The organism is Chloroflexota bacterium (assembly GCA_026708035.1).
Taxonomy (GTDB): Bacteria; Chloroflexota; UBA11872; order UBA11872; family UBA11872; genus JAJECS01.
Genome location: JAPOVQ010000003.1, coordinates 27,188 through 53,230 on the forward strand (window position 1 = coordinate 27,188; position 26,043 = coordinate 53,230).

Genomic DNA, 26,043 nt, shown 5'->3' on the forward strand with positions numbered 1-26,043 from the left:
GATGCGCGCCACGTCTCGGTTCGGCGCGCGGCTGATGCGACTGCACGTGCCGGGTTGGATCGTGCGGCGTCCGGCGCTTGTGCTGTTTGTGCTCGCCGCCAGTGTCTATCTGCTCACCGCCGGCGTGAGTCGCAACGGCGTCGGCTACAGCGCCGACGGGACGTTTGCCTTTGAGATGGCCAAGAGCGTGGTGGTCGACCCCGATCAGAAATATCTGCGGGAGCACGGCGGCAATTTCTCACGCTGGGGCGTGGGCTTGCCGCTGGCCCTGATACCGGTGGTTGCCGCCGCCGAGCCGTTCGCGCAAATCGCGCCGCAGCGCGATCGGCTCCCCATCCATGGCGGCGAGCACGAAATGCTGTTGGTCAACTACGCGCCGCTCGGCGGAATGCCGCAGCCCAACAGCACCAGAGTCCTCGAGCTTGGCCTGAAACCCGGACGCTATGACCGGTTGTCGCTGCTCACCCACGCGGGCTTGAGCGCCGACTTTGCCCAGGGCCTTCAAGTGGCCAGCCTCGTCCTCACCGCGACCGACGGGACCGAGATCGTGCGGCCGATTCGCGTGGGCATCGAGACCGCGGAGTGGGCCTACGACCGCGGCGATGTCCGCGCCCGGATTCAGCATGAGCGTCCCCCGCCCGCCGGACGCCAGATCGGCAACGCGCGGGCGTATTACTACCTCGCGACCTGGGACCTTGCGGAGCCCATGGACCTGGCGTCCGCCCGACTGGAGTACCTTCAGCCGGACGGCAACCTCTACGTGGACGGGGTGGCCGCACGGCTGGTTGACGGCACGTGGGTTGACGGCCCGGGCATCGGCCGGCTGTGGTCCGAGCGGCAGACGGTCGACTTCTTCCGACGCATTTGGGTGCCGCTGGTCAATTCGCTGATCACCGCCTTCGGTGCGGTCGTCGTGTTCCGCATCGTGCGGCGCCTGGACTACGGCGCGGTCATCGCCCTGGCCATTGGACTCGTCTATGCGCTCGGCACGATGGCCTGGCCCTACGCGGTCGTCGACTTCGCGGAACCGTTGGTGACCCTGCTGGTGCTCGTGTGCGTCTGGCTGCTCTTGATTTACAACCAGACGCAGCTGCGGCGATACCTGCTGCTCGCCGGGACGGTGGCGCTGGCCGCGGCCGTGACCAAGTACGTCACCGTGATCGTCATGCCGCTGCTCGTGGCGGCGATCTTCCTGAGCCACAAGCCCGGACGCACCTGGCGCCAGGCCGGGCGCGAAGGCTTCATGCCGACGCTGGCGTTCGCCGCGCCCATCATCGCCGTCGTGCCCGTGGGCCTGGTGGCAGCCGCCTTCCTGTTCGACGTGCGGCTGCTGTACGTCCACGAGCTGTGGGGCGGCATCAGCCGCGGGTGGCTGGGCCTCCCGATCGAGCTCGGAATGCACGGGCTGATCTCCAGTTGGGGCAAGGGTCTGCTCTGGTACAACCCGGTGCTGCTGGTGGCAATTCCCGCGATTCCCTGGTTCATCCGGCGCCACGGATGGCAGGCGTTCATTTTCGTGGCCATCCCGATCGGCTACCTGCTGCTCTACAGCAAGAAGGAAGTCTGGTACGGCGGCAACGCCTGGGGCCCGCGCTACCTCGTGCCCATCGTGCCGCTCCTCGTCATCATGGCCGCGCCGGCGATCGAGTGGCTGGCCCGCAAGGGACGCCGCGCGCTGCCGCGGGCGGCCTTCGCCGTCGTGCTCCTGGCCAGCCTGGGCGTGCAGATGATGGGTGTGAGCAAGGACTTTGGCTCCTACCTCGACCTTTATCAACAGCAGGTGGTTGGGGAGCTTCCGGAGAGCGGCGCCGTGTACGGCGGGGCGGCGTATCAGCCCTGGTCGGCCAAGCAGCCGGAGGGCGATTTCGTGGCCGTGCTCTACGCCCACCAGTTTTCCCCAATCCTGGCGCATGCCTGGCTGCTGCGCGCCGACGCGACGAACCTTTTTGCGCCGGATCGGACCGATATGCTTGAAGACGCGCTGGAGCGCTCGCCCTGGTCCCGCTTCGGGATCGACGTGCGTCCGCCGCATCCCGAGAACGGGTTGGGCCTCGATTTCTGGTCGACCACGCTGACCGAGTACTACCTGGCCTATCCGGTGGTCCTGGCGCTGGCCGCCCTGGTTCTTGTGGCGCTGCAATTGATCTCTATTGGCGCGCTCGCCGCGGCGACCCACCAGCTCTGGCCGAACGGGCCCCATGCCGCGCGCTGGCGGCTCGCCGTCGTTGGCGTCTATGGAGCCCTCCTACTCGCTTTTGACACGCTCCACTTCATGCTCTAGCGTCGAATCGAGGCAACGTGATGTCCGACTCCTCAAACGCCGACCTGATCCCCGCGGACTTCCTCGCTATTCTGCGCTGCGTGAACGACGCGCACCCGCGCGATGACGGGGTGTTGCGCATTGTCGGCAAGACGCTGGTGTGCACGGTGTGCGGCTACGCCTACACCGTTGAGGACGGCATCCCCAACATGCTTTGGGACGAAGCGATTCCGCCGTCCGAATCAGCTCCGGCGAGCCCGTGAACTCGGTTACGCAGGCCAAGGATCTCGTCCTCAAATTTCGCCGCCACAAGGCGGTGGCGCACCCGGGCCTGGCACGCTTCGCCTACCACTGGATGCGCGGCACCAGCGAGTTGCCCTACGGCCCGCTGAAGATGCACGTGGAGCCCACCAGCTTCTGCAACCTGCGCTGTCCCATGTGCCCGCAGAGCGTCGGGGCCAACTCGACCAACGGGTTCATGGAGATGGACCTGTTCAACAAGATCATCGACGAGGCCCGCCACTTCACCCGCGAGATCAATCTGTTCTTCCGCGGCGAATCCCTGATGCACAAGGGCATCTACGAGATGATCGAGACCTGCGAGCGCGCCGGAATCGCGGCCCACATCAACACCAACGCCACGCTGTGGCGCGACGACGCCATCGCCAATCTGCTCGAAGCCCGGCCCTCGAAGGTGACCATCAGCTTCGATTCCGGCGAACCCGAGACCTACGAGGCGATGCGCAAGGGCGCCACCTTCGATCGCGTGCTGGAGCGCGTCCTGCGGTTTCTCGAGGCCCGCAAGCGACTCCCCGGCCCGAAGCCTTACGTCGTCATGCAAGTGATCCAGCTTTGGGAGAAGTCGATGGGCATCGGCGCCCGCCCGGTGATCCCGGCTCATTTCACGGATCGCTTCGCCGGCTTGCCGGTCGACGAGTGGGACACCTTCTGGGCTCACGGATGGGCGGGCACGCTGACCGACTCCGACTTCTACACGGCGCGCCCCCACGGTCCCGTCTACTACCCCTGCAACTGGCTGTGGAAGTCCATGGCGGTCTACTGGGACGGCCGAGTGCCGTCGTGCTGCGCCGACTTCGCCGAAGAGCAAATCATGGGCGACCTCAGCACGCAGTCGATCCAGGAGGTCTGGAACAGCGACGCCTATCGGGCCATCCGCGAGGCGCACACCGGGGGACAGTTGGCCGACTATCCGCTGTGCGCCGGCTGCGACGCCAAGTGGCAGGAAGACACCCCGCTCTGGCGGGCATTTGCCGGCGCCCGATCGGTCGCCACCACCGAGCCGCTGCCCGTATTGCAGAACGGTCGCGCGAACGGCCACGCCGGATAGGCTTTCGCGAGGGCGGGTGACGTTTGGCTCGCCCGGTTGATCGCGGGTCACTCTGTTCGAGACTGCGAGCGGTCGGCGGGGGACCCCCTCACCCTAACCCTCTCCCACGGAGGGGAGAGGGGACCAGACCGGAGACGCGGAGAGGGAAACCGACTGGTGCTAGTCAATGTGACCCGGGCCCGTCCGGTTGTGACGCCGAACGGTCGGTGCTAGCGTCGCGAGCATGCGCCTAACGCTGGTGTCGAACATATTTCCGCCCGCCGTCGGCGGCCCCGCCACGCACGTGTATCACCTGGCCGAGTCGCTGCATCAGCGCGGCCACACGGTGCGCGTGATCGCCGGTACCGACGATCCCGAGGGCGCGGTCAAGGTTCCCTATCCCCTCGTGCGGGTGTCGTGGAGCATGCCGGTGCCGATCCGCTATCTCCGAGTCATGTGGCACACCTGGCGCGCGGCGTTGCAGTCCGACGTGGTGTACATCAACGGCATCGAGCTCCCCGCCAGCCTCGGGGCGCTGCTGGCCGGCCGCCCGCGCGTGCTCAAGGTGGTGGGCGACTGGGCGTGGGAGTCGGCGATCCGCCGGGGGCTGACGACGCTGGGCATCGAGCCGTTCCAGACCGGCGCGCACGGCCTGAAGACTCGCGTATTCCGAGCCATCCAACGGTTCTACTGCCGCCTCGCCAGCGTGGTCGTCGTCCCCAGCGCCTACGTGGGTTCCCTGGTCGCGGGGTGGGGCGTCGATGCGCGCAAGACGCAGGTTATCCAGAACGCGCTCACCAGCACGCCGCGTCCCAGCGAGGAGCCGGAGGCGGTGCGCCAGGCCCTGGGCCTACAAACCCCCGTGGTCTGCAACGTTTCGCGGCTCTACGCCTGGAAGCACGTGGACGCGCTGATTCGCATGGTGGCGCGGTTCGATCACGGCGCCGCCTTGCTCATCGTCGGCGGCGGTCCGGAGCAGTCCCGGCTGGAGCAATTGACGCGGGAGGTTGGGGTCGCCGAGCGGGTGGTCTTCACCGGCGACGTGCCCCACGACCAAGTGGCGACCTACCTGCGGGCATCCCAGATATGCGTCCTCAACACGCAGTATGAGGGTCTCTCGCACACGTTGGTGGAGGCCCGCCACGTGGGAACGCCGATCGTGACGACCGACATTGGGGGCAACCGCGAGATTCTGCGCCACGAGCACTCCGCGGTGCTGGTGCCGTTCGGCGATGAGGACGCCTTCGTGCACGCCGTGAACGACCTGCTCGCCGACCCGGCCCACGGCGCGCGGTTGGCCCGCGCCGCGCAGACCGGGCTGGAGCACTTTCGCTGGGACCGGCTGGTGGACCAGACGCTTGAGGTGCTGCACGACGCCATCGACCGCCGGCCGGGAGCCGCCCGCGCCGTCGCATGAAACCCAGCCTGCTGATGCTCAGCGGCGATCGCGACGTAGCGGCGGGGCGGCGAGGTCCGTTCTACTACACGCTCGAAGGACTGTCGCGGGAGTTCGATCGAATCGACGTGCTGACGCCGAACGTTCGCCTGGCCCAACCGCGCACGGTCCATCGCGGCGTGCACGTCCATCCGTCGCCGGGCGGGCGGCTCTGGCACGCGCGTTGGCTGATCCGCCGGGCGCGAGCCCTGGCCGCCGAGCGGCGCTACCAACTGATCGTGAGCCACGACTACGGCATATTTTCAAACGGCATCGCCGCCGCGCGTCTGAGCGGGCGGATTGGCGTGCCCTACGTCAGCGAAATTCACCACGTCCCGGCGCACCCGCGGCGTGCGCAGTGGTGGGAGTCGGCGGCCAAGCTCGGATATCGAGCGTACGTCGGATTCGCGGCCTCACGCGCGCGCGCTATCCGCGTGGTCAACCGCCAACAGGTGCCCGAGTTGCTGCGACGGTGGGGCGTGCCGTCAGCGAAGATCCTGGTGCTGCCATCGGCGCACGTTGACCGCGAGGTGTTTCGTCCAGGCGACGAGCCACGGCCCTATGCGCTGGGCTTCGTGGGGCGTCTGGTCGCCAACAAGGGCCTGGACTATCTGGTCGAGATCTTCGCCACCGTGGCGGCTGACGCGCCCGAATCGCGCTTCGTTGTCGTGGGCGACGGTCCTGGAGCCAACGCCTTGCAGCGCCGCCTTTCGGCGGCGGGAATCGAAGGTCAGGTCGACCGCATTGCCTGGGTTGACGGTCCGGACGATCTGGCGGCGCTCTACCGGCAGATGGAAGCCCTGGCATGCACCTCGCGCAGCGAGGGCGGACCGCGCGTGTGCCTGGAGGCCATGGCCTGCGGCACGCCGGTGTTCAGCACGCCGGTGGGCCTGATGCCCGAGATCATCGACCACGGCGTGAACGGCTGGCTCTTGCCGTGGGAGGCGAAGGCCGGCGGCGATCTGGTCACGCAAGTGCGTGGCTCACCCGAAGCCCTGGCCGGCGCCGGTACCGCAGCGCGGCGGGCAACCGCGCCCTTCACTCGGGAGCGGATCCTCGGCGCCTACGCCCGGGCCTATCGCGACCTGGCGGCGGAGTCGCTGCCGTGAGCGAGACCGGGCGCGGGCTGCGGCTGCTGATGATCACGCAGGAACTTTCGACCGACAGCTCCATCCTGGGTTTCGCCCATCTCTGGGCGGGCGAGCTCGCCGGGCTCGTCGACCAGGTGCACGTCATTGCCGCCTCGACGGGCGCGGTGGATTTGCCGCCCAACGTCACCGTGCATGGGCTGGGCAAGGAGCGAGGGCGTGGGCGCGCGTCCCGCTGGCCGCTGCTGCTTGGCCGGTGCCTGCAGTTGATCGGCGGAGGTCGCGTGGACGGTGTGCTGGCGCACATGGTCCCGGCCTACGCCGTCGCCGCCGCCCCCTGGTGCATCGCGCGTCGGACCCCCCTCGTGCTTTGGTACGCCAGCCACGGCCTCACGCGAACGCTGCGCGCCGGCGTGAAACTGTCCAGCGCGACCATCACCTCGGCTCCGGAGAGCTACCCGCTGCCATCGCCGAGCGCATTCATCGTGGGACAGGGCATCGATACGGCCCGGCTCGCGGCAATGCCGATCCGGCCGGCGCCGCCGGCGCGGCCCGTCATCGGCGTCGCCGGGCGGATCACGCCGCTCAAGGGGCTGACCACGGTGATCGAGGCCGTCGCACGACTCCGCGACGACGGCCTGCCGGTCGAGCTGCGCGTCGCCGGCGAGCCGTTCTATCCCTCGGATCACGCCTACCTGGCCGAGGTTCACGAGCGCGTGCGTCAGGCGGAGCTCACGGAGCACGTCACGTTCTTGGGCGGGCTGCCCAGCACGGCCATGCCGGAGTTTTACGCCGGCCTCGATGCCTTCGTCGCCTGGCGCAGCGGAACTTCCCTCGACAAGACGGGATTGGAAGCGCTCGCCGCCGGCACGTTGCTCGTCACGAACAACGTCGTCTATCGCGCGGCGCTTGGCGAATTCGCGGGCGACTTTCTCCTCGAGTCATCGCCGGAAGACCTGGCGGATGGCCTGCGACGGGCGCTGGCGCTTCAACCAAGCCAGCGCACGGCCACGATCGAGCAACTCAGGCAAACGGTGATCGAGAACCACGCCGCGAGCGGCCTGGCGGGTCGACTCGTGAAGGTGTTCACGGCCTTGCGCGAGGGCCGGGAGCCGCCGTTTACGCGCACCGCGACCGCCGCGAAGGTGGGCGAGGGTGTCTAGCGAGCCGGCGCGACTCACGGCTCGCGCCCGCTGGGCGTTGGAGCAGGCCTCGGACGCCTTTGAACGCCTCCTGGGTCGCGACGGCTACGCCCGCTGCCCTGAGTACGGCGTGGACCACACGGGCAAGACGGCGCGCGCCATCGTGCTCAGTTGCGCCCTGGCCTCTCAGGACGCCGACGACCGCTACATCGACCGCGCGGTGCGCGTGGCCCGCGCCGTCACCGGTCGACTCGCCCAGGATGACGCGGCGGGTGGGGCCTGGGTGTTCTTTCCCACCCGGCAGCAGCCACACCATGTGACGACGCAACTCATCGATTGCGGCGAATGCGTGGACGCGCTGGCGACGCTGCTCGACGTGGCCGGCGACCGGCTGCCCGACATCGACCGCGCACGCATCGAGGAGGCAGTCCGCCTTTGCGCCGAGACCTATCTGGCGCCGACCGTCCAAAACGCCCCGGCCATCAGCGAGCGACTTTGCGGAGCGCTGGGCCTGGCAAGCGCCGCCGCGGTGCTTGACGAACAACGCTGGATGGACACCGTGCGCGAGACGGTGGCCGGCGCCCTTGGCGAGATGCGGCCCGACGGGTCATTTCCCGCCGCAAGCGACACCGCGGTCGCCGACCACGGACGGATCCTCGCCTTCGCTCGCTGCGCCCTGACACGCATCGGCGACCGGGAGTCCCACGCCGATGCGCTGCAACGGGGCGTGGACTTTCTGATCGACATCCTGCGGCCCGACGGCGTGAAACCGCTGGCCCTCGACGGGAAGCGCTGGTGCTGGGACGCGGACGCCGAGGCCGGCTCGGCGCCCTATGACGCCTACGCCCTCGCGACGGACGGGCGTCCGGCGGCGCTCCGGCTGGCGGGAATCGTCGCGGCGCGCTCGGCCCAAGCCGTGGGCCCCGACGGGCTGGTCGACGCCTGCCCAACCGGCGCGACGGCCATTTCCCGCGTCGCGCATACCGCCGACCTCGCCTGGCTCGCGCGCGCGCACGGGGCCGCGGAGCTCGACGACCTCCCGACGAATCCCCCGCCTCCCACGCCGGCGCCGCCGATCCACCGAGCCGACGCCGGCGTGGTGCGCCTCCAGACCCGCCGCGCGTGCGCCATCCTGCGCGTCCGCAAGGAGCGGGCGAACGGCCTCGTCGGGGCTCGAATCGGCGGTGGGGGCCTGGTATACGTCGGCGACGCCGAGCGCGGCTGGGCCAATGCCCTCGCGACCGTCTGTGAGCCCTGGATGCCCGAGGGCACGTGGTTCCTGTCCTCCGCGGCCAGGGCGGCGCCAGCCTCCCTCGACGCCGACGCGTGGTTTCGGCTGCGCCTCGCGCGCATGCACTGGCGCGGCGGCCGCCGCCGGCATGCCCTGCGGATGCTCTACCGCTTCCTCGGTCCGCCCGCGTGGGCGGCCGCCGGCCAATTCGCCTCGATCCACGCGCTCGACGGCGAGGTCACGCTCGACGACGACGGCGTGCTGATCGCTTCATGCCTGGCGCGCGCCGACGGCCAGCCGCATCCCGCCCTGCGCACCGTGCGCCGCTATCGCTGGAACGGTGACCGCCTGCTGGTGGCCGACGCCGTGAGCATCGGGCAGCCAATTACGGGACTTGCCTATCGCTACCCCAAGGCCATTGAATGGTTTGAGGTCGATGCCCCGACCAGCTGGCGCGTCGAGGACGCCCAGGTGCGATTTGGACCACTCGGCGCCGGCGTCGCGGCGTCGATTCGCTACGAGATCTGAGGCCGATCACCGTGCGTCTGATCTTCCTCGCCAATGCGCGAATTCCCAGCGAAAAGGCCCACCCGCTGCAGATCATGCACATGGCCGAGGCGTTCGCGGCGCAGGGCCTGGAAGTCCTGTTGCTGCATGCGCGCCGCGCCAACATGGACGCCATGCAGCGCGTCAAAGACCCCTTTGCCTACTTCGGCGTCGAGCGCGCGTTCGGGCTCATCGGCCTGCCCTGCATCGATCTGATCAAGCGCGTTACGGTCGATTGGCCCGCACTCAGCCGCCGACCCATCCCGCTTCTGGCTCACCTGATCCAGCTCGCGACGTTCACGCTCAGCGCGCTGGTGCTCATGCGGCGACTTCGCGGCGACGTGGTCTACAGCCGCGACCTGTTTCCGCTGACGCTGACGACGCTGCGCCGCGGCGCCGGCGTGCGCACTTGCTTCGAATGCCACACGCTGCCGCGGTCGGCGCCGTCGCAGCGTTTGCACCTGTGGGCCGCGCGCCGGGTAGACCGGATCGTGGTCATTTCGTCCGCGCTGCGACGGTGGTACCTGGAACGCGGTCTGCCGCCCGAGCGCGTGCTCGTGGCGCACGACGCGGCCCCCGCCGCCGCATTCGACCTCGAGCCGCGGGCCACGGCGCGCCAGGCGCTCAATCTCGCACCGGACGCGCCGCTCGTCTGCTACGTGGGCCACCTCTACGCCTGGAAGGGCGTCGACACGCTCATTGCGGCCACGGCGAAGCTGCCCGAGTCCGTGCAGGTTGCCATCGTCGGGGGCGTGCCGCCGGACCTCGACCGGGTGCGCCGGCTTGCCGGCACCAGGCGCAACGTGCGGACCACGGGCCATCGCCCGCCGGCCGAGGCGAGGCGCTACCTTGCCGCGGCCGACGTGGCGGTGATCCCCTTCAGCGGCCGAACGCTCATCGCGCGCGAGCACACCTCGCCGCTGAAGATGTTCGAGTACATGGCGGCCGGCGTTCCCATCGTGGCCAGCGATCTGCCGTCGCTGCGCGAGGTGCTGCGCCACGAGCACAACGCGCTGCTCGTGCCTGCCGACGATAATGCGGCGCTCGCCGCCGCCATCGAGCGCCTGTTGAGCGACCATGAGCTCGCCGCCCGCCTGGCGCGCACGGCTCGGAATGAGGTAGCGGACTGCACGTGGAATCGACGCGCGGCCAGGATCGTGGAGTTCCTCGACCTGCCGCAGCCGGCCTGACGCGCGCCGCCGCCCGGCTGGGGCGAGCGGCCGAGCGCCTGGAGCACGCCGGCGCCGGCCGGCACCGGCTGCTGGTGGCTATCGGACTGCTCGCGCCGCTTCTCATCCTGTACCGCGGCGTGCTGTTTGCGGGCGAGGCCTGGCTCGATTTTGACCTGCTCTTGACCTTCCAGCCGCGATACCGCCTGCTGGCGGCTGGCCTCGCGGAGGGCCGGATTCCGTTGTGGATGGACGGCGTCCTCGGCGGATTCCCCGTGGCGTTTTCCGAGTTTGGCTGGTTCTATCCACTGACCTGGGGCCTGCTGCGCGTCTTCGAACCGCTAAGGGCCTATTTCATCGAGACATCGCTTGGCCTGATGCTGGCGGCGGCCTCGGCCTATGGCCTGGGTCGCGTGTGGGGCCTGTCGCGGCGCGGGGCGTTTCTCGCTGCTTTCCTCTACGCCTATAGCCCATTCGTGTTTGCGACGGCCCGCCTCCTCAACTGGGCCGACATCTTTTTTGTACTGCCCGCCGGTCTGCTGGCCATCGAACGCATTGCGCAGGGACGCCGGGCGTGGGCCGTCGGGCTCGCGGTCATCACCGGCATCGCGGGCCTCGGGGGATCGCCGCAGATTGCCCTGCTCTTCGTCTCGGTTTGGCTGGTGTATGCCCTGTTTCGTCTCACCTGGACGTGGTGCGAGGCCGGGCGGGCGCCCGCGTTCGAAGTTGGCGCTTGGCTGCTCGCGTCCGTCGTCCTGGGCCTGGCCCTGGGCGCCGTGCGATTTCTGCCGACCATTGAAACCACCGCGCTTTCCGGGCGCGCGGGGGGGCTGGAATACACCGCAGCGGCCGCCGGCTCGATCCCGCCCTGGAACCTGGTGCTCGGCTACCTCTACCCGTCGTTCGAGTTTCCGCGCGTGCTCGACGAGACGCTCAACGCCGAAGAGCTGCTCTATCTCGGGATTCTCACGCCCGTGCTCACTCTGCTCGCGCTGGTGGCCGCGCGCCGGCACCGCGTCGTGCGATTCCTCGCCGTGCTCGTCGTCGTCGCCTGGGTGCTGGCCATGGGCGCCTACAGCCTTGGGTTTCCGCTGCTGCACAAGCTGCCGTTGTTCAGCTTCTTCCGCGACCCCTCGCGGTTCGGGATTCCGGCGACGTTCGGCCTGGCCTTCCTCGCGGCCTTCGGCTTCGAGCTGCTGCCCCGGCCCGACCTGGCGGCCGCGCGGGCGGTTGGCTGGCTGGTGCGCGCCTGGACCTGGCTGGCCGGCCTCATCGCCGGAGGCACCCTGGCCGCCACGATTACGCTCACCGGCTTCGCCTTCTTGATCGTGCCCTATGGCTACGACTACATCGACCGCGTGATCGTCGGGTCCGAGGGCCGCTTTCTGACCGCCGAGCGCTACTACCGCACCTTCGACCAGCTGTACGCGCGGCTCGAATCGGCGTTCAGCCTGGCGGGGTCCACGCCTCGACTGGTGCTGGTGACCGCGGTGCTCGGCGCGTTGCTGATCTGGGCGTATCGACGCGGCGCGCTGCGGGGCGTGCACGCGCAAATCGGCGTTGGCGCCGTGCTCGCGGTCGACCTGCTGCTGGCGCCCGGCCACGTCATTCCCACGGTGCCGGCCGAGTGGTACGACCGTCCCTCGCCGCTGCTAGCCGTTTCCGCCGACGATCGCGACGGACGGTTCTTTTCCTATCGCGCCCAGGCCCAGAAGTTCGAGCTGTCGACGGCGACCGGCGATCGCCTGTTGCGCGATCAGCGCGACCTGCTGGAGTGGGTGTTTCTCACCGCCACTCGCGCCCCGAATCTGGCGCTGGACGGCGGGCCAAGGACGATTGACGGCTACGAAAACCTGATGCCACGCAGCACGGCGGAGTTTCTGGCGTTTGTCGGCAGCGAACGCGCCATCGTGCCCGGCTTCGCCAGCGACGCCTCGCTCGACGCCGCCGCACGCCTCGACATCCTGGAGTCCCGTCTGGGCGCTCTCGCCGCGGCTAACGTCCGGTACATCACGTCGGGGGTGCCGCTGCCGATTGAGGGACTGCGCGAAGTGCATGCGGGCACGGTCCCGCTGCCCGATTGGGCCGGCGTGGAGCAGCCGCTGTACGTCTATGAGATCGACAACTGGCGCCCCGAGGCCTGGATCGCGCGACGCTGGTCCGTCGTCGACGATCCCGAGTCCATGCTGGAACAGCTCGCGGAGCGACCCGAGCACGCGTTTGTGTCGCGTGACCCCGGCATCGATCCGGGGCAAGACTCGAGCCGGTCCGACGTCATCGGCCCCATCGCCCGCGGCCCGGAGCGCATCGACCTCAGCGTCGATCTGGCCGCGCCGGGCCTGCTGGTGCTCAACCACGCACCGAATCCCGGCTGGAGCGCCGAGGTGAACGGCCGTCCGGCGGAAATCTTGACCGTCAACCTTGTGGCGCGCGGTCTCGCGCTCCCGGCGGGCGCGCACGAGATCAGCATGCGGTTCGAGCCGCCGGGGTTTGCGGCGGGCGTGGTCGCGTCGCTGGTTGCCACGGGTCTGTTGGCGCCGCTGCTGGCGTTGAGCGTTTGGAGGCAGCGGCGGTGAAGCTGGCGATCGTGGCCGATGAGCTGGATCCCAGCAATGGGTGGGGGCGCTACGCCGGCGAGCTGGCGCGCGGGCTGATTGCGGCGGGCGTCGACGTGCGATTGGTCACGCCCGGCGGCGCGATGCCCGACGACCTGCGCGCGCATCCGGACCATGCGCCGATCCCGTCGTTTCGCGCCGGCACGCCCCACTTCGCGCGCTTGCTGGCAAGGACCATCCGTCCCTTGTGGAGCGCGCTGCGCGGTGTGGACGCCGTCCACTGCATGGTCGAGCCCTACGCCCCGGCCGTTGCCCTCGCCGCCGGCCTCCGCCCTCTGTTCGTGTCGCTCGTCGGCACCTATTCGGTGCCGTCCAGCCGAGTTTGGCTGGAGTCGCACATGCTGCGCCTAGCCATGCGCCGCGCGCGGAGACTGATCGCCATCAGCCGCTATACCGAGCAGCGGGTGCGGCGGGACACGGGATTCAGCCACTCCACCGTCGTGCCGCTGGCCGTGCGGGCGGATGAATTCGCCGTCCCCGACCCGCCGCCCGCGCGCGAGGCCGGGCTGGTGCTCGCGGTCGGTGAACCGAAGCCGCGCAAAGGCTTCGACGTGGCGTTGGAGGCCTTCGCCGGCGTGCGCGCGCGGCTGCCCCAGTCGCGATTCGTCATCGTGGGGCCGTATGCGCCACGCTCGTCGTTCGTGGCACGGCTCCGTGAACGCATCCGCGGCCTGGGCCTGGAAGACGACGTAGTCCTCACCGGAGCCGTGAGCCACGATGAGCTGGTGCGCTGGTATGCCCGCGCCTCCGTGGTCGTCATGCCCTACCGCTCGGTTGGACGCGACTTCGAGGGGTTCGGCCTGGTGCTGCTCGAGGCCGGCGCCTGCGGCGCGCCCGTGATCAGCTCACTGGACTCCCCGGCGGAGGAGATCGTGGCGCACGGCGAGACCGGGCTGTTGGTCGCACCGGGCGATGTGACAGCGCTGGAGGCGGCAATGCTCGAGGTGCTGACCTCCGCGGACGAGCGCCGGCGCCTCGGGGAGGGCGGCAGAGCCCACGCGACGACCATGACCTGGGAGCGATCGACGGCCCAACTCATCGACGTCTACGAGCAGACGATCAGCCGGTCCATCCGGCAAGGGTCGTGACATGACGGCTGAAGCACCCCAACGCGAGTCGTCCTCGACCCTGGGCGAGCGAGCCGTGCGCGGGGTAGTCGCGCTGGGCGTGCGTGAGGGCGGCATGAAGCTCGTGTCGTTTACGGGCGACATTGCGCTGTATCGCCTGCTCACGACGGCCGACTTCGGCGTCGTCGTGCCGATCGCCTTCCTCGCCGGCATCATCAAGCAGTTCACGGATGTTGGGCTGCATCCGAGCGTGATCCAGCGCCGGGACGATCCCAGCCGGTCCGATTTGCGCGCCGTGTTCACCTTGCATCTAGGGCTGGTGACTCTTGCCGCGGCCATCGTTGTATTCGCCGGCCCGCCGATGCTCACGGAATGGATCGGCGTAGACGCCGATCCGTGGATGATCCGCATCTTCGGAATCTCCATCTGGCTTTCGGCGTTTCGGCTCGTGCCGGCGGCGCTGCTCGAGCGTCACCTGCGCTTTGGTCGCCTGGCTGCCGCGGACATCGCCGGCACGGTGTGGTATTTCAGCGCCGGGATCGGGTTCGCCATCGGCGCGTTCGAGGCCTGGAGCCTGATCATCGCCCACGTCGGGGCAAGCATCGTCTCGACGCTGGCGGTGGTCGTCGCGCGGCCGTGGGCGCCAATTCCAACCTGGCGGCCCGCGGGGCTGCGGAGCTACCTTCGATTCGGCGCCCAGTTTCAGGGCGCTCGGCTCGCCTTGATGGCGAAAGATTCGCTGATTCCGCTCCTGTCGCCGCGCACGGTCGGCGTTGACGGCACCGGCCTATTGAGCTGGGCGGACAAGATCGCGTCTCAGCCGCTCACGCTGACGCAGTTGGTGTCCAGGGTCACGCTGCCCACGTTTGCCCGCATGCAGGACGATATGGAGCGGGTGCGGCGCGGCGCGGAGCTTACGCTCAAGTGGAACGCCATCGTGACGCTGCCGGCCTTCGCGGCGGTGATCGCTTTCGCGCCGGAGATTGCGATCTACATCTACAGCGAGCAGTGGCTACCGGCGATCCCGGCACTCTACGCGCTGGCGGCCAGCGCCGTCCTCGTACCGATCAACGGCCTGCTCACGCCGATCCTCGCGGCGCTCGGCCGGACGCGCGTCATTCTCGTGATCGCGATCGTCTGGGCGGTGGCGGCGTGGGCGCTGGCTATTGGCCTCAGCACGGCCGGACTGGAGCTACTCGCTATCCCGATTGCCCTGGCGGCCACCCAATTCGCCGCGGCGCTGGTGCTACTACCGCTGGCACGGGACGTTTTCGACTTCCGCCTGCTGCGGCACCTCGTGCGACCGCTGGCCGCGGCTGTGCTGGCGGGCGCCTTCGGTCGCCTGGTCATGCTGCCGCTGCTGACCGACTGGGTGCTGCTGATCCAGGGCGGCATCGTGGTCGTGCTGCTTTACGCCGGACTCATCTACCTGATGGATCGCGAGACCATTCGGTACGAGGTCGGCCTGCTCTTCCGACGTCGTGAGCCCGACCCAGGCAAAGGCTCCTGATGCGCGCCGCCGTCAACCTCCGCAACGCCAATCTCATGGTCACCGACGGGCATGGCGAGAGCATGCGCAGCCTCGCGCGCGCCCTAGTGGAAACCGCGGAATCTCACCGGCTCGACCTGCTCATGGATGCTCCGTCACGCTATCCCGGATTCGACGGTCCGAATGCCAGGATTCGCGTGCTGCGGCCCTTCAGGTTCGGCAACCGCCTCCTGACCCAGGCGTTCAGCGGCGACCCCTGGTACCGTGCCCGGGTGCCGCTCGCCCGAGCCTGGCGCGCCGCCGACGTGTACTTCCAGAGCGCTCACGAACCTCCGCCCTTCGTCAGTGGTCCGCCCCACGTCGCGATGGTCCACGACGTGGCGTTCATGCGGCCCGGGGCCGAGGCGTACTTCGACGCGCCGACACGCGACTACCTCGATCGGTGGACGGCGAGCAGCATTCATCGCGCCGACCGCATCCTGGCGGTTTCCGATTGGGTGCGGGACGAGGTCGTGCGGATCTACGGCTTTCCGGCCGAACGGGTGGACGTGGCGCCCCATGGCGTCGACGGCGATCGATTCCGGGCAGACATCGACCCACAATCCGTGAGTGACTCGTTGAGCCGTCTCGGCATCCAGACGCCCTACGTGCTGTTCCTGGGCACGCTGCAGCCGCGCAAGAATCTCGGCACGCTGGCCCGGGCCTATGTTGAGGCCCGGCGGCGCGGCCTCGAACACTCGCTCGTGTTGGCGGGCGTCCCCGGCTGGCGCTACGCGGATGTCGCCGCGGACCTCGAACGCCTAAGCGGCGAGGGAATCCAAATCACGGGCGCGGTCGATGCCCCCGACCTGCCGGCGTTGGTGGCCGGGGCCTCGGCGTTCGTCAGCGTCGCCATTGACGAGGGCTTCGGCATGCCGGTGCTGGAGGCCATGGCCTCGGGCGTGCCGGTGGTCGCGACAAATCAGGGCGGGCTGGCCAACGCCGCCGGCGATGCCGGGATGACCGTCGACCCGCACCAGCCCGACGCCATCGCCGAGGCGCTGCTGCAAGTCACGGGCGACGACCGGCTGCGCGAGGACCTTCGGTCGCGCGGCCTGGCGCGGGCGGCGGAGTTCACCTGGACCCGCACGGCGCGGCGGGCGTGGAAATCGCTGGAGCAAGCATGCGCGTCCTCCTGATCGGGCCCGAGTGGGACACGGGCCTATGGGCCGAATACTGCGGCGCGGGGCTGGAGGCCGGAGGCCATGAGGTGGCGTCGCTGCTCTATGGCCGCGACCTGGCGCGTCCGGTGGGCCTCTGGGGCCGCGTGCGGCGCCGGCTCGCCGGGCCGCATCGATTTCACATCGGTCGGGTGCTCGAGGCCATGCGCCGGGACAACCTGCGCGTGCTGGATGCCGCCGTGCGTCACCGCCCCGATCTCACCGTCGTCCTGAAGGGCGAGGTGCTGCTGCCGGAAACCGTCGAGCGTCTGCGGGACCTTACGTCGGGACCCGTCGTGCAGTGGTGTGGGGACGATCCTTCGTGGTTTCCCCACATCATGGCCGCAGCCCATCTCTACGACCGCTTCTTCCTCGCCGAGCCGTCCTATTCCGCCGACCTCGCGCGGCACAGGGTGGGGGCCGAGTTCATGACCCATGCCGCCGATCCCGACACCTGGGGACCAGCGCCCGACGAAGCCCAAGATCCGCCGGAGTGGGACGTGGTCTTCGTGGGCGACTCGCGGCACAACATGGGGCATTTACCGTCCACGCGCCTGCGCGTGGACCTGGTCGAGGCCGCGGCCCGCAGCGGCCTGCGCGTGGCGGTTTGGGGTCGGGGGTGGGAGAAGCTCGACGCCGACTCGCCCGCGCGGCAGCGGCACGAAGCGCTGACGCTGTTGCCCGCCGCGGCCGTGGCGCAAACCTATCGCCGCGCCAAGATTGCGCTCAACGCGCACCATGCCCAGATGCGCGAAGGCCTGAACATGCGCACGTTCGAGATTCCGGCCGCGGGCGCCTTTCAGCTCTGCGACGCCAAGACGCGGCTCGGCGAGCTGCTCGAGATCGGACACGAAGTTGCCGTCTACGACGGCGTCGACGACATGGTCGACCAGCTGCACCGCTACGCGGGCGACGACGCGGCCCGGGCGCGTATCGCCGAGGCCGGCCGCCGGCGCGTTCTGCGCGACCACACCTACACCGTGCGCATGGCCCAACTCGTCGCGCGATCGCATGGCGAACCGGCCGCCTAGCGTGCCCGCCGGCTCACCGTCGCCGCTACCCACGGCCCTTGCGGAACGCTCCGACCGCGAGCTCTTGCGGCTGGCGATCGAGGCGCACCTGCATCAGCCGGCGATCGCGCTCTGGCGCGCCACCGAGTTCGCCATGTTGCGCGAGGTGGAGTTCGGCGCGCCGGTTCTCGACCTGGGCTGCGGCGGGGGCACGGTCGCCGGAGTGGTGCTTCACGACCACTGGCCACGCGACGGCCTCGAATTGCTCACCAGCGAGGCCCGCGCCGCCCGCGCCCTGGGCGTCTACCGCGGCGTGATTCGGTCGGACGCGACACGGGCGCCGCTGGTTGCAGGCGCCTACGCCACGGTCTTCAGCCAAAGCGTGCTGGAGCACATTCCGGACGACCGGGCCGCCGTGCGCGAGGCGGCGCGCGCGCTGGCGCCGCGCGGGCGGCTGGTGTTCACCGTGCCGTCGCCGGCCTTCGCCGAGCGGATTCGCCATGGACCCGGCGGTGAGGCCGCCCTTCAAGCGACGAACGACCGGCTGGGCCACTTCCACTACCGCTCGCTCGACGAGTGGGCCGGGCTGCTGGCCGAATGCGGCCTCGACATCGTCGGCACCGGCGGACACCTGCCCGCTCGCACGCAACGCGCCTGGCAGCGCCTGGACGCGCTGATGACGCATCGGCTGGGCCGGCGCCGCATCCTGGATATCTTTCGGGCGCTGCACCGCCGCCGGCTCGTGCACCGCGGCGCGTGGATTGCCGCATGGACCGCCATGCTCTGGCGCCCCTTCCGTCGGCCGGTGGACGATCCCGGCGGCTACCTGATCGTGGCCCAAGCGCCCGACGGCGCCGCCGGGCCCTAGCATGCCGGCACGCGATCGTCCGCGAGTCCTCCACCTGTCGCCGACGTGGTTCGGGGAGATCTCGGTCATCGGCGGAGGCGAGCGCTTTCCCCTCGAACTCGCGCGCGCCATGCGGGGACGAGTGCCGACCCGCCTCGTCGCCTTCGGTGGGCCGCCCACAACGGCCGATGCCGGCGGATTTCCCATCGAGGTGGCCCGCACCTGGCGCCACTTGCGGGGCCGCCCGTACGACGCCATCGGTCCGGGCTTCATTCCCGCCCTCTTGTGGGCCGATGTCGTTCACTGCCACCAGGCACGTACCGGGCTGACGGCGCTGGCGACACTGCTGGCGCGCCCGCTCGGGAAGCGCGTGTTCGTCACGGATCACGGAGGCGGCGGCGTCGGGTGGCTACGTCGCGCTCGCCTGGGGCGCTGGGTCCACGCCCACCTGGCGCAGAGCCGGTTCGTGGTGGACACACTGCCGTACACGGGCCGTCGCACGGCGATCGTCCACGGTGGGGTCGACCCGCAGGTATTCGCGCCATCGGCGGCCAAGGCTCGCGGCGAGGTGGTGTTTGTGGGCCGCCTGCTGCCGCACAAGGGGATCGAGCACGCAATTCGCGCGCTGCCCGACGATGCCCATCTCGGCGTGTACGGTCGGCCGGCCGATCCCGATTACGCCGCGTTCCTGCGGCGCGAGGCCGAGGGCCGCGCGGTTACCTTTCATGAAGACGCCGACGACCGAGAGCTCGTACAGGCGCTCAGCCGCGCCTGCGTGGCGGTGATGCCCTCGGTGTTCGAGGACTTTCGCGGCCGCCACCAGGAGCATCCGGAGCTGCTCGGGCTGGCCGCGCTGGAGGCCATGGCGTGCGGCACGGCCGTGGTGGTCTCACAGGCGGGCGGGCTGCCCGAGGTCGTCGATCCGTCCTACGGGGCCGTGGCGCCGCCGGGCGATGCGGCGGCGCTTCGCGCGGCCCTGCTGCCGTTCACGTCAAATCCCGACCACGCGGCGGCCTGCGGCGCGCGCGCCCGCGAGCGGGCGCTGCGCGACTTCACCTGGAGCGCCGTCGCCCACCGGTGCCTGGCCGCCTACGGCTACGGTCCGGTCCCCTCTCCAACGAAAGAGTCCATCGAATAACCGGGCGAGGGCGGTTCGCGAACCGCCCTACATGACGGTTTAGAGGTTCAGCGATCGGTGGATTCCCGCCTTCGCGGGAATGACGGAGGGGGCGGCGGGAAAGGCGAAGAGGGTTGGATCGCCCTCGGACTGACCCCCATCCTAGCCTTCCCCCTTCCAGGGGGAAGGGATTGAATCAGGTCCCTGCTAGATATCCGCCACCGCGCCGTCGGCGTACACGTCGGAGCCGAACTCCAGCTCGTGCGGCGGGTTCGCCGCGATGAAGGCTTCATCCAACTCAACGCCAAGCCCGGGAGCCTCCGGCAACGCGAAGTGCCCGTCGGCGAAGGCCAGCGGTTCCTGCAAGACGCTCTCGAAGTAGGGCGGCTTACGCGCATACTCGAGGATCAGGAAGTTCGGCGTCGCCGCCGCCAGTTGGATATTCGCCGCCGTGGCCACGGGGCCGTTGGGATTGTGCGGCGCCATGGCGATGTAGTGCGTTTCGGCGTGCGCGGCGATGCGGCGCAGCTCGGAGATGCCGCCCGCGTAGCAGATGTCGGGCTGGACCACGTGCACGGCGCGTGATTCGATCAGCTCGCGGAACCCCCAGCGCGTATACAGCCGCTCGCCGGTCGCGCAGGGCACTTCGGGCACCGCGGCCGTCACCTGCGCGTAGGCCGGGACGTTGTCCGGCGGGATCAGCTCCTCCGCGAACAGCAGGTCCTGGTCGCGGACTCCGTGAAGGAAGCGGGCGGCCGCCGCCGGCGAGAGTCGCCCGTGAAAGTCGATCATCAGATCGAGCTCGGGACCCGCCGCGGCTCGAACGGCCGCCACCAACTCCACGGCGGCCTTGGCCAGGGCGAACTCGTTGAATCCGCCGTCGAGGTGCGGCGGCGCGATCTTGAACGCCGTGAAGCCCTGTCGCTGGGCGTCCAGCACCTGGTCGATTTCCGAGCCTCCCAGGTCGGCCCGGGCGTAGGCGCGGACGCGATCGCGCACCGGGCCGCCGAGCATGCGGTACACGGGCAGCCCGGCGGCCTTGCCCGCGATATCCCACAGCGCCATGTCGATGCCGCTAATCGCGGCATTGAGGATCGGCCCGCCGCGGAAGAACGGGTGGCGATACATCTGCTGCCACAGGTACTCGACACGAGTGGGATCTTGCCCGACAAGAAACGTGCCGAACCGCTCCACCACCTCCGCGACGGCCTGGTTAACCTTGAACAGGCTGCACTCGCCGATGCCGTGGATGCCGCTGTCGGTCTCGATCCGCACGAAGGTCCACACCCGGTTGAGGCGTGCTCCGGGAGCGGCCGGCGCGCCGCTGTGCATGGTCTGAATGTCGGTGATTCGCATGGGTCTGGCTCGCGGAAACCGGCGCCGCAGCCTAGCGCACGGTCGGCGGGTTACTACGAATCGGCCCGCGCCGGAGACCCTTGGATGATCGCTTGACATCCCCCGCCCAAGCCTCGAATCACCCTCACCCTATCCCTCTCCCATCAAGTGCGAGGGGACCGGACCTGCTCCCACCGACTGCGAGTAGTCCAGACTGGATTCCGGCCTTCGCCGGAATGACGGAGGGGTGACGCAAAGGCCTCATCATTCGAGAGGGGACCGGACCTGCTCTCCAAGCTCCGCTGGAGGTGCTACGCAAGAGTCTCCACCGGGGCGGCCATGAGGGGCATGTCGACCGCGTCCGGTCGGGCGAGTCGCAGGAAGAAATGCCCAAGGCCGGCCGAACCCATCATGAAGTCGGGGCTGTAGTTGCCCGGCTCGTCCCCGCGCCACCGGGCGCCGTCCGGCCCTTCCTCGCGGTAGGCCGCGGCCGCGTCGCCGAATTCCACCGCTCGCTCAAGCCACAGGTCATCTCCGAGAACTCGCCACAACTCCAGGAACGGCTCGGCGTTTCCGGCCAGCCCGTGGCACTGGCTGGGGTTCGCTCGGATGTCTCCGGCGGCGTAGGTCGACTCGGCGGCGCGCAGCGCCAGGTCCTTGAGCTCGGCGTTACCCAGCGCCGCAAAGGCGCGCACGGCAAACAGTCCAATGCCCGGCGCTCCGTGGCACCACTGCACACTCGCCGCACGCTCGTCGCCCGGCCAGCGTCGCCACGCCGGCCCGGGTTCCGCATGCGCATCGATCCAGCGCGCCGCGCCCAGCACCGCCTCCGGCAGTCGCGGGTCGCTGGAATAGCGCGAAAGCTCCGCCAGGAAACAGGCGATGCCCGCCGTCCCATGCGCAAAGCCAATGCCGTCGAAGCTCCCCGAGCGGCGATTCCAGGGCCAGTACCTACCACGGTCATCCATGCGCGCGCGCTGCAGCAGGTACTCGCCCGCCGCGACGGCCAGATCCAGCGCGCCGGCGTCGCCCGCCACCTGGTGCATGCGCAACAGGAAAGTCCCCGTGCCCGACGCCCCCTCCAGCGGATCCTCTTCCTGATACGCGATGCCGCGAAGCGCCTTGACTCGCGTTCGGGCCAGGTTGAGCCAGCGCTCACGGCCGGTGCATTCGTAGAGGTGCAGAAAGGTCATGCCGTCGCCCGCCACGCCGAAATACAGGCCCGGATCGCGGTCCGGCGCCGTGAGCGCGCGGCGCGTCTGCGGCTCGATCCACAGCGCTCCGCTCTCGGCCACGTCGCGGAAGCGGGTCTCTTGCGTGGCGGCGAAGAGGCTCGCCAGCAGGATCACCGGTCCGGCGGAGCCTGCGAAGACGTCGGTGCCGTAGGCGTCCTCGCCAAAGTATGTGCGCGTGCGCCAGCGCGACCCGGCGACGTCCGGCTCGGCCGCCGCGGAGATGAGCCGCCCAACGTCGATCGCCAGGTCCAAGAACCGCTCGGTGTCCGGCATGTCGGCTCCCCTGGGCTCGCCGTGATTACCGCCAAGCCTACTCGGCGCACGCGACAAACCCCGCGGGCGGCGCGTACGCTGCCAGCGTCACACCTGACACGAAACACGCCCCATGTCTGAGCCCGGCTCCCGGTCAAACGGCTCCCAGCATCCCGGCCTGGCGAATCTGATGGTCGACTTCAATCAGATGCAGGCCTTTATGGAGAACCCGCTGGTCATCGTTGAAGGCTCCGGGGTGCGGCTGACGGATGTGGAAGGCCGGTCCTACATCGACGGGATCGCGGGCATTGCCGCGATGCAGTTCGGCCACGGCAACCGGCCCATCATCGAGGCCATGCAGGCGCAACTCGAGCGCGTCGCGCTGACCCTGCCCATCTACGCCACGAACCAGCCCGCGATGGAGCTTGCCGATCGCCTGATCGATGTCTTCCCGCCGGAGTTCAGCACCGTCAAGTTCGTCAGCGGCGGCTCCGAGGCCAACGAGACCGCGATGAAGATGGCCCGGCAGTACCACAAGCAGACCGGCAATCCGGGCAAGTACAAGGTGATTTCGCGCTACTCCAGCTACCACGGAGCGACCCTGGGCGCGCTATCCGCGACCGGCGGAGCGGCGCGCAAGACGAAGTACGAGCCGCTTCCGACCGGATTCCTCAAGGTCCACCCGCCCGACTGCTACCACTGCCCCTTCAAACTCACCTATCCCGAGTGCGGCGTGCTGTGCGCGGAGATCGTCGACGACGTGATTCGCGGCGAAGGCCCCGAGACCGTCGCAGCCTTCATCGCGGAGCCGGTCATCATGTCCGCGGAAGCCTTTGTGGTGCCGCCGCCCGAGTATTTCAAGATCCTGCGGGAGATCTGCGACCGGCACAACGTGGTGCTGATCTACGACGAAATCATCACCGGCTTCGGCCGGCTGGGCGAGCTGTTTGGCGCGGATGTCTACGGGGCGTATCCCGACATCATGACGGTGGGCAAGGGCATCAGCGGCGGCTACGCGCCGTTGGCGGCGGCCATCATTCGCGGCAGCATTTCCGAGACGTTCCTCGGCGAGCGGGACGCCGGCGTGCACTTCAACGCCGGACACACATACTCCGGCAACCCCGTCGCGTGCGCCGCGGGACTCGCCGCGCTGCAGCAGATCACCGGCGGCAAAGTGCTGGACAACTGCCGGCGCCAGAGCCAGCGCCTGCGCCGCCAACTGGAGGACATGGCCGAGCGCTACGAGGTCGTCGGACGCGTCGACGGACACGGGCTGCTCCTCGGCGCAGAGTTCGTGGCCGACCGTTCCACCCATGCCAGCTTTCCCAGCGAACGACCGTTCGGACGCGCGGTCGGGGCCGAGGCGCGCCGCCGCGGCCTGATCGGCCGGGCCGGGGACCACGTGTGGGTATTCGCCCCGCCGCTCACGTCCACCGACGACGAGATCGACGAGATGGCGGCCATTCTCGACGCCTCGATCGCCGAGACGCTCGAGACCTACGAGTGGCCGGCCTGACGCAACAGGCCTTCGACGACCGGGTGGCCGGTTACGCCGACTCGCCCTGCCACCGTTCCGGTCCGAGCCTGCCGCTGGTGCTCGAGTTCGCCAACATCTCGCCCGAATACTTCGTGCTGGACGTGGGAACCGGCACCGGCTTCACGGCGCATGCGTTGGTGCAGCGCGGCGCATACGTGGACGCCCTGGACGTATCGCGACCGATGCTGCGACATACGCGAGCGACCGCCCCGGGGCCATTGCGCGCGGTGCGCGCCGCCGCCGGCCGCATTCCGACGCGCGGTCGCAGCTACGACGTGGTCACGTGCCGGCACGCGCTGCATCACTTCGGGGATCCCGCCGACGCCATCGGCGAGATGGCCCGCGTGCTGCGCCCGGGCGGGCGCGTGGTCATCGCCGACACGCAGAGCCCCGACGATCCGTGGGTGGCTGCCGAGATGCACGACATCGAGACGATCCGCGACCCCTCGCACGTGCGCAATCTGTCGGCTGAGGAATTCCCGCGCTACCTCCGCGCCGCCGGGCTGGTCGTAGCCGCCGACCGTGAGTGCCGTTCGCCCATGGACTTCGACCAGTGGGTGGCCCGGTCCGGCGGCACGCCCACGATGGCCGACGAGCTATGGGGCCGGATGTCGGAGCAGCGGGTCGCCGCGGCCTTCGACGCTTATTTGGACGATGGCGTGCGCCGCTTCGCCTGGCCCGTGCGCGTGATCGCGGCCCGCCGACCGCTCCGGCCCTAGCTCGACCTAGTAGGCCCCCCGCCCGCGCGCCACCACCCAGACGGTGCGGGCGAGGATGGAGATGTCCAGCAGCGGCGAGTAGTTCTGGATGTAGAACAGGTCGTATTCCACGTTTTCGACCAGCGGCAAATCGCCGCGGCCGTTGACCTGCCACCAGCCGGTGATTCCCGGGAGCACCGAGAGTCGCTGCCGCTGCCAGGATTCGTATTGGTCCACCACCCAGGGCAGCTCGGGCCGCGGGCCCACCAGGCTCATCTCGCCGCGCAGCACGTTCCAGAGCTGGGGCAGCTCATCCAGGCTGGCGCGGCGCAGCACGCGACCGACTCTGGTGACCCGCATGTCGTTGGCCGGCTTGTAGATGTCTTCGAGCCGCTGGCCGCTCTGGCGGGCGGCCTCGATCTGGGCCTCGGCGTTCGCGACCATGGTGCGGAATTTGAACATCGTGAAGAGCCGGCCGTTCTCTCCCACGCGGCGCTGGGCAAAAATGACCGGACGCCCGGTTTCGAGCCATACGGCCAGGGCGGAAAACGCCATCACCGGCGCCATCACCACCAGGGTCAAGAGCCCGAGCACCAGGTCGAACACGCGCTTGACCACTCGATCGAAGCCGGTGATCTCCGGCGCACGCACGCTGATCATCGGGATGCCCCAGGTGTCCTCGGCCATGGTGCGACCCGGCATCAGGTCAAAGACGTCGGGCACAACGCGGATGCGCACGTCGGCGCGCTCCAGCGCCAGCACGGACTCCCGCAGCCGGCTGTGGGCGTGTAACGGCAGCGCGATGATCACGTCGTCGGGCGCATGCCGCTCCACGAGCGCAGGCAACTCCTCCACGAGTCCCAGCACCGGACGCCCGTTCAGGATCGTGCCCTGCTTTTGCGCGTCGTCGTCGGCGAATCCCAGCACCTCGTAGCCCGACCAGGGCCGGTCGATGATGAGCCGGGACACGCGGTCGCCGACGGGACCGGCGCCGGCGATCAGCACCAGCCGCCGCGTCGCGGGCGAGAGATGCCGCGTGCGCAGCGCCAGGTTGAGCAGCCAGCGGAAGTTGATCAGGATCGCCAGGTTGAGCACCACGAAGTAGACGAAGAGCAACCGCGACAGGAACTCGACCTTGAGCACGAAGAAGGCCGCGAAGAGCGCGCCCGTGGCCAGCAGCACCGCGAAAGTGATCGCGCGCGCTTCCAGCACCACGCGCATCACCCGCCGGTGGTCATAGACCCTGGCGAAGCGCAGGAAGAACGCCCAGGTGACCGCGACGATGACGTACTCGCGCGCGCCCAGCCAGTCCAGGTACTCGGCGGGGCCAAAGCCGAATGGCAGCGCGTGGCGCAGCGCGTCGGCCGCCAGCAGCGCCAGCATGGTCAACAGCACGTCGGCGATCGCGAGGAATCCGCCGACGGCGCGAGTTCGACTTAGCACG

The 26,043-nt window shown here is 69.5% G+C and carries 20 protein-coding genes; 17 read left to right on the forward strand and 3 right to left on the reverse strand.

Annotation, left to right across the window (positions count from 1 at the left end):
- Position 1 precedes the first annotated feature (1 nt).
- The 15 genes from OXG33_01300 (at position 2) to OXG33_01370 (ending at position 19,563) form a co-directional block, all read left to right on the forward strand.
- Positions 2-2,281: a hypothetical protein gene (locus OXG33_01300; GenBank protein ID MCY4112560.1), complete on the forward strand. Its 2,280-nt coding sequence runs from the start codon at positions 2-4 to the stop codon at positions 2,279-2,281.
- Between the two features lie 20 nt (positions 2,282-2,301).
- Complete coding sequence (locus tag OXG33_01305; protein ID MCY4112561.1) at positions 2,302-2,523, forward strand: Trm112 family protein; 222 nt, start codon at positions 2,302-2,304, stop codon at positions 2,521-2,523.
- Positions 2,520-3,608, forward strand: a complete 1,089-nt coding sequence (locus OXG33_01310; protein MCY4112562.1) for a radical SAM/SPASM domain-containing protein — start codon at positions 2,520-2,522, stop codon at positions 3,606-3,608. Before OXG33_01305 ends, OXG33_01310 begins: the two co-directional genes overlap by 4 nt.
- Before the next feature lie 223 nt (positions 3,609-3,831).
- The gene (locus tag OXG33_01315; protein ID MCY4112563.1) at positions 3,832-5,004 is read left to right on the forward strand and encodes a glycosyltransferase family 4 protein; all 1,173 of its coding nucleotides are present in this window, start codon (positions 3,832-3,834) and stop codon (positions 5,002-5,004) included.
- Positions 5,001-6,131: a glycosyltransferase family 4 protein gene (locus OXG33_01320; protein MCY4112564.1), complete on the forward strand. Its 1,131-nt coding sequence runs from the start codon at positions 5,001-5,003 to the stop codon at positions 6,129-6,131. Before OXG33_01315 ends, OXG33_01320 begins: the two co-directional genes overlap by 4 nt.
- On the forward strand, positions 6,128-7,273 hold the full coding sequence (locus OXG33_01325) for a glycosyltransferase family 4 protein (protein MCY4112565.1): 1,146 nt from the start codon (positions 6,128-6,130) through the stop codon (positions 7,271-7,273). The genes OXG33_01320 and OXG33_01325 overlap by 4 nt, the downstream gene beginning before the upstream one ends.
- A complete protein-coding gene (locus OXG33_01330) occupies positions 7,266-9,011 on the forward strand; it encodes a hypothetical protein (protein ID MCY4112566.1) in 1,746 nt (581 codons plus the stop codon). The genes OXG33_01325 and OXG33_01330 overlap by 8 nt, the downstream gene beginning before the upstream one ends.
- An 11-nt stretch (positions 9,012-9,022) precedes the next feature.
- On the forward strand, positions 9,023-10,219 hold the full coding sequence (locus OXG33_01335; protein MCY4112567.1) for a glycosyltransferase: 1,197 nt from the start codon (positions 9,023-9,025) through the stop codon (positions 10,217-10,219).
- Positions 10,162-12,774, forward strand: coding sequence for a hypothetical protein (locus OXG33_01340; GenBank protein MCY4112568.1), 2,613 nt, complete (start codon positions 10,162-10,164; stop codon positions 12,772-12,774). Before OXG33_01335 ends, OXG33_01340 begins: the two co-directional genes overlap by 58 nt.
- Positions 12,771-13,901, forward strand: coding sequence for a glycosyltransferase family 4 protein (locus OXG33_01345; GenBank protein ID MCY4112569.1), 1,131 nt, complete (start codon positions 12,771-12,773; stop codon positions 13,899-13,901). Before OXG33_01340 ends, OXG33_01345 begins: the two co-directional genes overlap by 4 nt.
- Position 13,902: 1 nt before the next feature.
- Positions 13,903-15,390 carry an oligosaccharide flippase family protein gene (locus OXG33_01350; protein ID MCY4112570.1) on the forward strand — a complete coding sequence of 496 codons (1,488 nt, stop codon included), beginning with the start codon at positions 13,903-13,905 and terminating at the stop codon, positions 15,388-15,390.
- A complete protein-coding gene (locus OXG33_01355; GenBank protein MCY4112571.1) occupies positions 15,390-16,547 on the forward strand; it encodes a glycosyltransferase family 1 protein in 1,158 nt (385 codons plus the stop codon). Before OXG33_01350 ends, OXG33_01355 begins: the two co-directional genes overlap by 1 nt.
- The gene (locus tag OXG33_01360; GenBank protein ID MCY4112572.1) at positions 16,532-17,599 is read left to right on the forward strand and encodes a glycosyltransferase; all 1,068 of its coding nucleotides are present in this window, start codon (positions 16,532-16,534) and stop codon (positions 17,597-17,599) included. Before OXG33_01355 ends, OXG33_01360 begins: the two co-directional genes overlap by 16 nt.
- Position 17,600: 1 nt before the next feature.
- Entirely contained in the window at positions 17,601-18,446 is an 846-nt protein-coding gene (locus tag OXG33_01365) for a methyltransferase domain-containing protein (GenBank protein ID MCY4112573.1), read from the forward strand.
- A gap of 1 nt (position 18,447) precedes the next feature.
- Entirely contained in the window at positions 18,448-19,563 is a 1,116-nt protein-coding gene (locus tag OXG33_01370) for a glycosyltransferase family 4 protein (protein MCY4112574.1), read from the forward strand.
- A 186-nt stretch (positions 19,564-19,749) separates the two neighbouring features.
- On the opposite strand, the gene dgoD is transcribed toward OXG33_01370, so the two are convergent.
- Both dgoD and OXG33_01380 read right to left on the reverse strand, forming a co-directional pair.
- Entirely contained in the window at positions 19,750-20,898 is a 1,149-nt protein-coding gene (dgoD, locus tag OXG33_01375) for a galactonate dehydratase (GenBank protein ID MCY4112575.1), read from the reverse strand.
- A 290-nt stretch (positions 20,899-21,188) separates the two neighbouring features.
- Positions 21,189-22,385, reverse strand: coding sequence for a hypothetical protein (locus tag OXG33_01380; GenBank protein ID MCY4112576.1), 1,197 nt, complete (start codon positions 22,383-22,385; stop codon positions 21,189-21,191).
- A gap of 112 nt (positions 22,386-22,497) precedes the next feature.
- On the opposite strand from OXG33_01380, the gene OXG33_01385 reads away from it, so the two are divergent.
- Together OXG33_01385 and OXG33_01390 are read left to right on the forward strand one after the other, a co-directional pair.
- Entirely contained in the window at positions 22,498-23,880 is a 1,383-nt protein-coding gene (locus OXG33_01385; protein ID MCY4112577.1) for an aspartate aminotransferase family protein, read from the forward strand.
- On the forward strand, positions 23,868-24,620 hold the full coding sequence (locus OXG33_01390; protein ID MCY4112578.1) for a class I SAM-dependent methyltransferase: 753 nt from the start codon (positions 23,868-23,870) through the stop codon (positions 24,618-24,620). The genes OXG33_01385 and OXG33_01390 overlap by 13 nt, the downstream gene beginning before the upstream one ends.
- A 6-nt stretch (positions 24,621-24,626) precedes the next feature.
- On the opposite strand, the gene OXG33_01395 is transcribed toward OXG33_01390, so the two are convergent.
- Positions 24,627-26,042 carry a sugar transferase gene (locus tag OXG33_01395; GenBank protein ID MCY4112579.1) on the reverse strand — a complete coding sequence of 472 codons (1,416 nt, stop codon included), beginning with the start codon at positions 26,040-26,042 and terminating at the stop codon, positions 24,627-24,629.
- Position 26,043: the final 1 nt, after the last annotated feature.

Excerpts from the sequence above, each read along its gene's own strand:
- OXG33_01300 (MCY4112560.1), top strand. The coding sequence starts at position 2 with ATGCGCGCCACGTCTCGGTTCGGCGCGCGGCTGATGCGACTGCACGTG.
- OXG33_01305 (MCY4112561.1), top strand. The coding sequence starts at position 2,302 with ATGTCCGACTCCTCAAACGCCGACCTGATCCCCGCGGACTTCCTCGCT.
- OXG33_01315 (MCY4112563.1), top strand. The coding sequence starts at position 3,832 with ATGCGCCTAACGCTGGTGTCGAACATATTTCCGCCCGCCGTCGGCGGC.
- OXG33_01320 (MCY4112564.1), top strand. The coding sequence starts at position 5,001 with ATGAAACCCAGCCTGCTGATGCTCAGCGGCGATCGCGACGTAGCGGCG.
- OXG33_01350 (MCY4112570.1), top strand. The coding sequence starts at position 13,903 with ATGACGGCTGAAGCACCCCAACGCGAGTCGTCCTCGACCCTGGGCGAG.
- OXG33_01355 (MCY4112571.1), top strand. The coding sequence starts at position 15,390 with ATGCGCGCCGCCGTCAACCTCCGCAACGCCAATCTCATGGTCACCGAC.
- OXG33_01360 (MCY4112572.1), top strand. The coding sequence starts at position 16,532 with ATGCGCGTCCTCCTGATCGGGCCCGAGTGGGACACGGGCCTATGGGCC.
- OXG33_01370 (MCY4112574.1), top strand. The coding sequence starts at position 18,448 with ATGCCGGCACGCGATCGTCCGCGAGTCCTCCACCTGTCGCCGACGTGG.
- dgoD (MCY4112575.1), bottom strand. The coding sequence starts at position 20,898 with ATGCGAATCACCGACATTCAGACCATGCACAGCGGCGCGCCGGCCGCT.
- OXG33_01380 (MCY4112576.1), bottom strand. The coding sequence starts at position 22,385 with ATGCCGGACACCGAGCGGTTCTTGGACCTGGCGATCGACGTTGGGCGG.
- OXG33_01385 (MCY4112577.1), top strand. The coding sequence starts at position 22,498 with ATGTCTGAGCCCGGCTCCCGGTCAAACGGCTCCCAGCATCCCGGCCTG.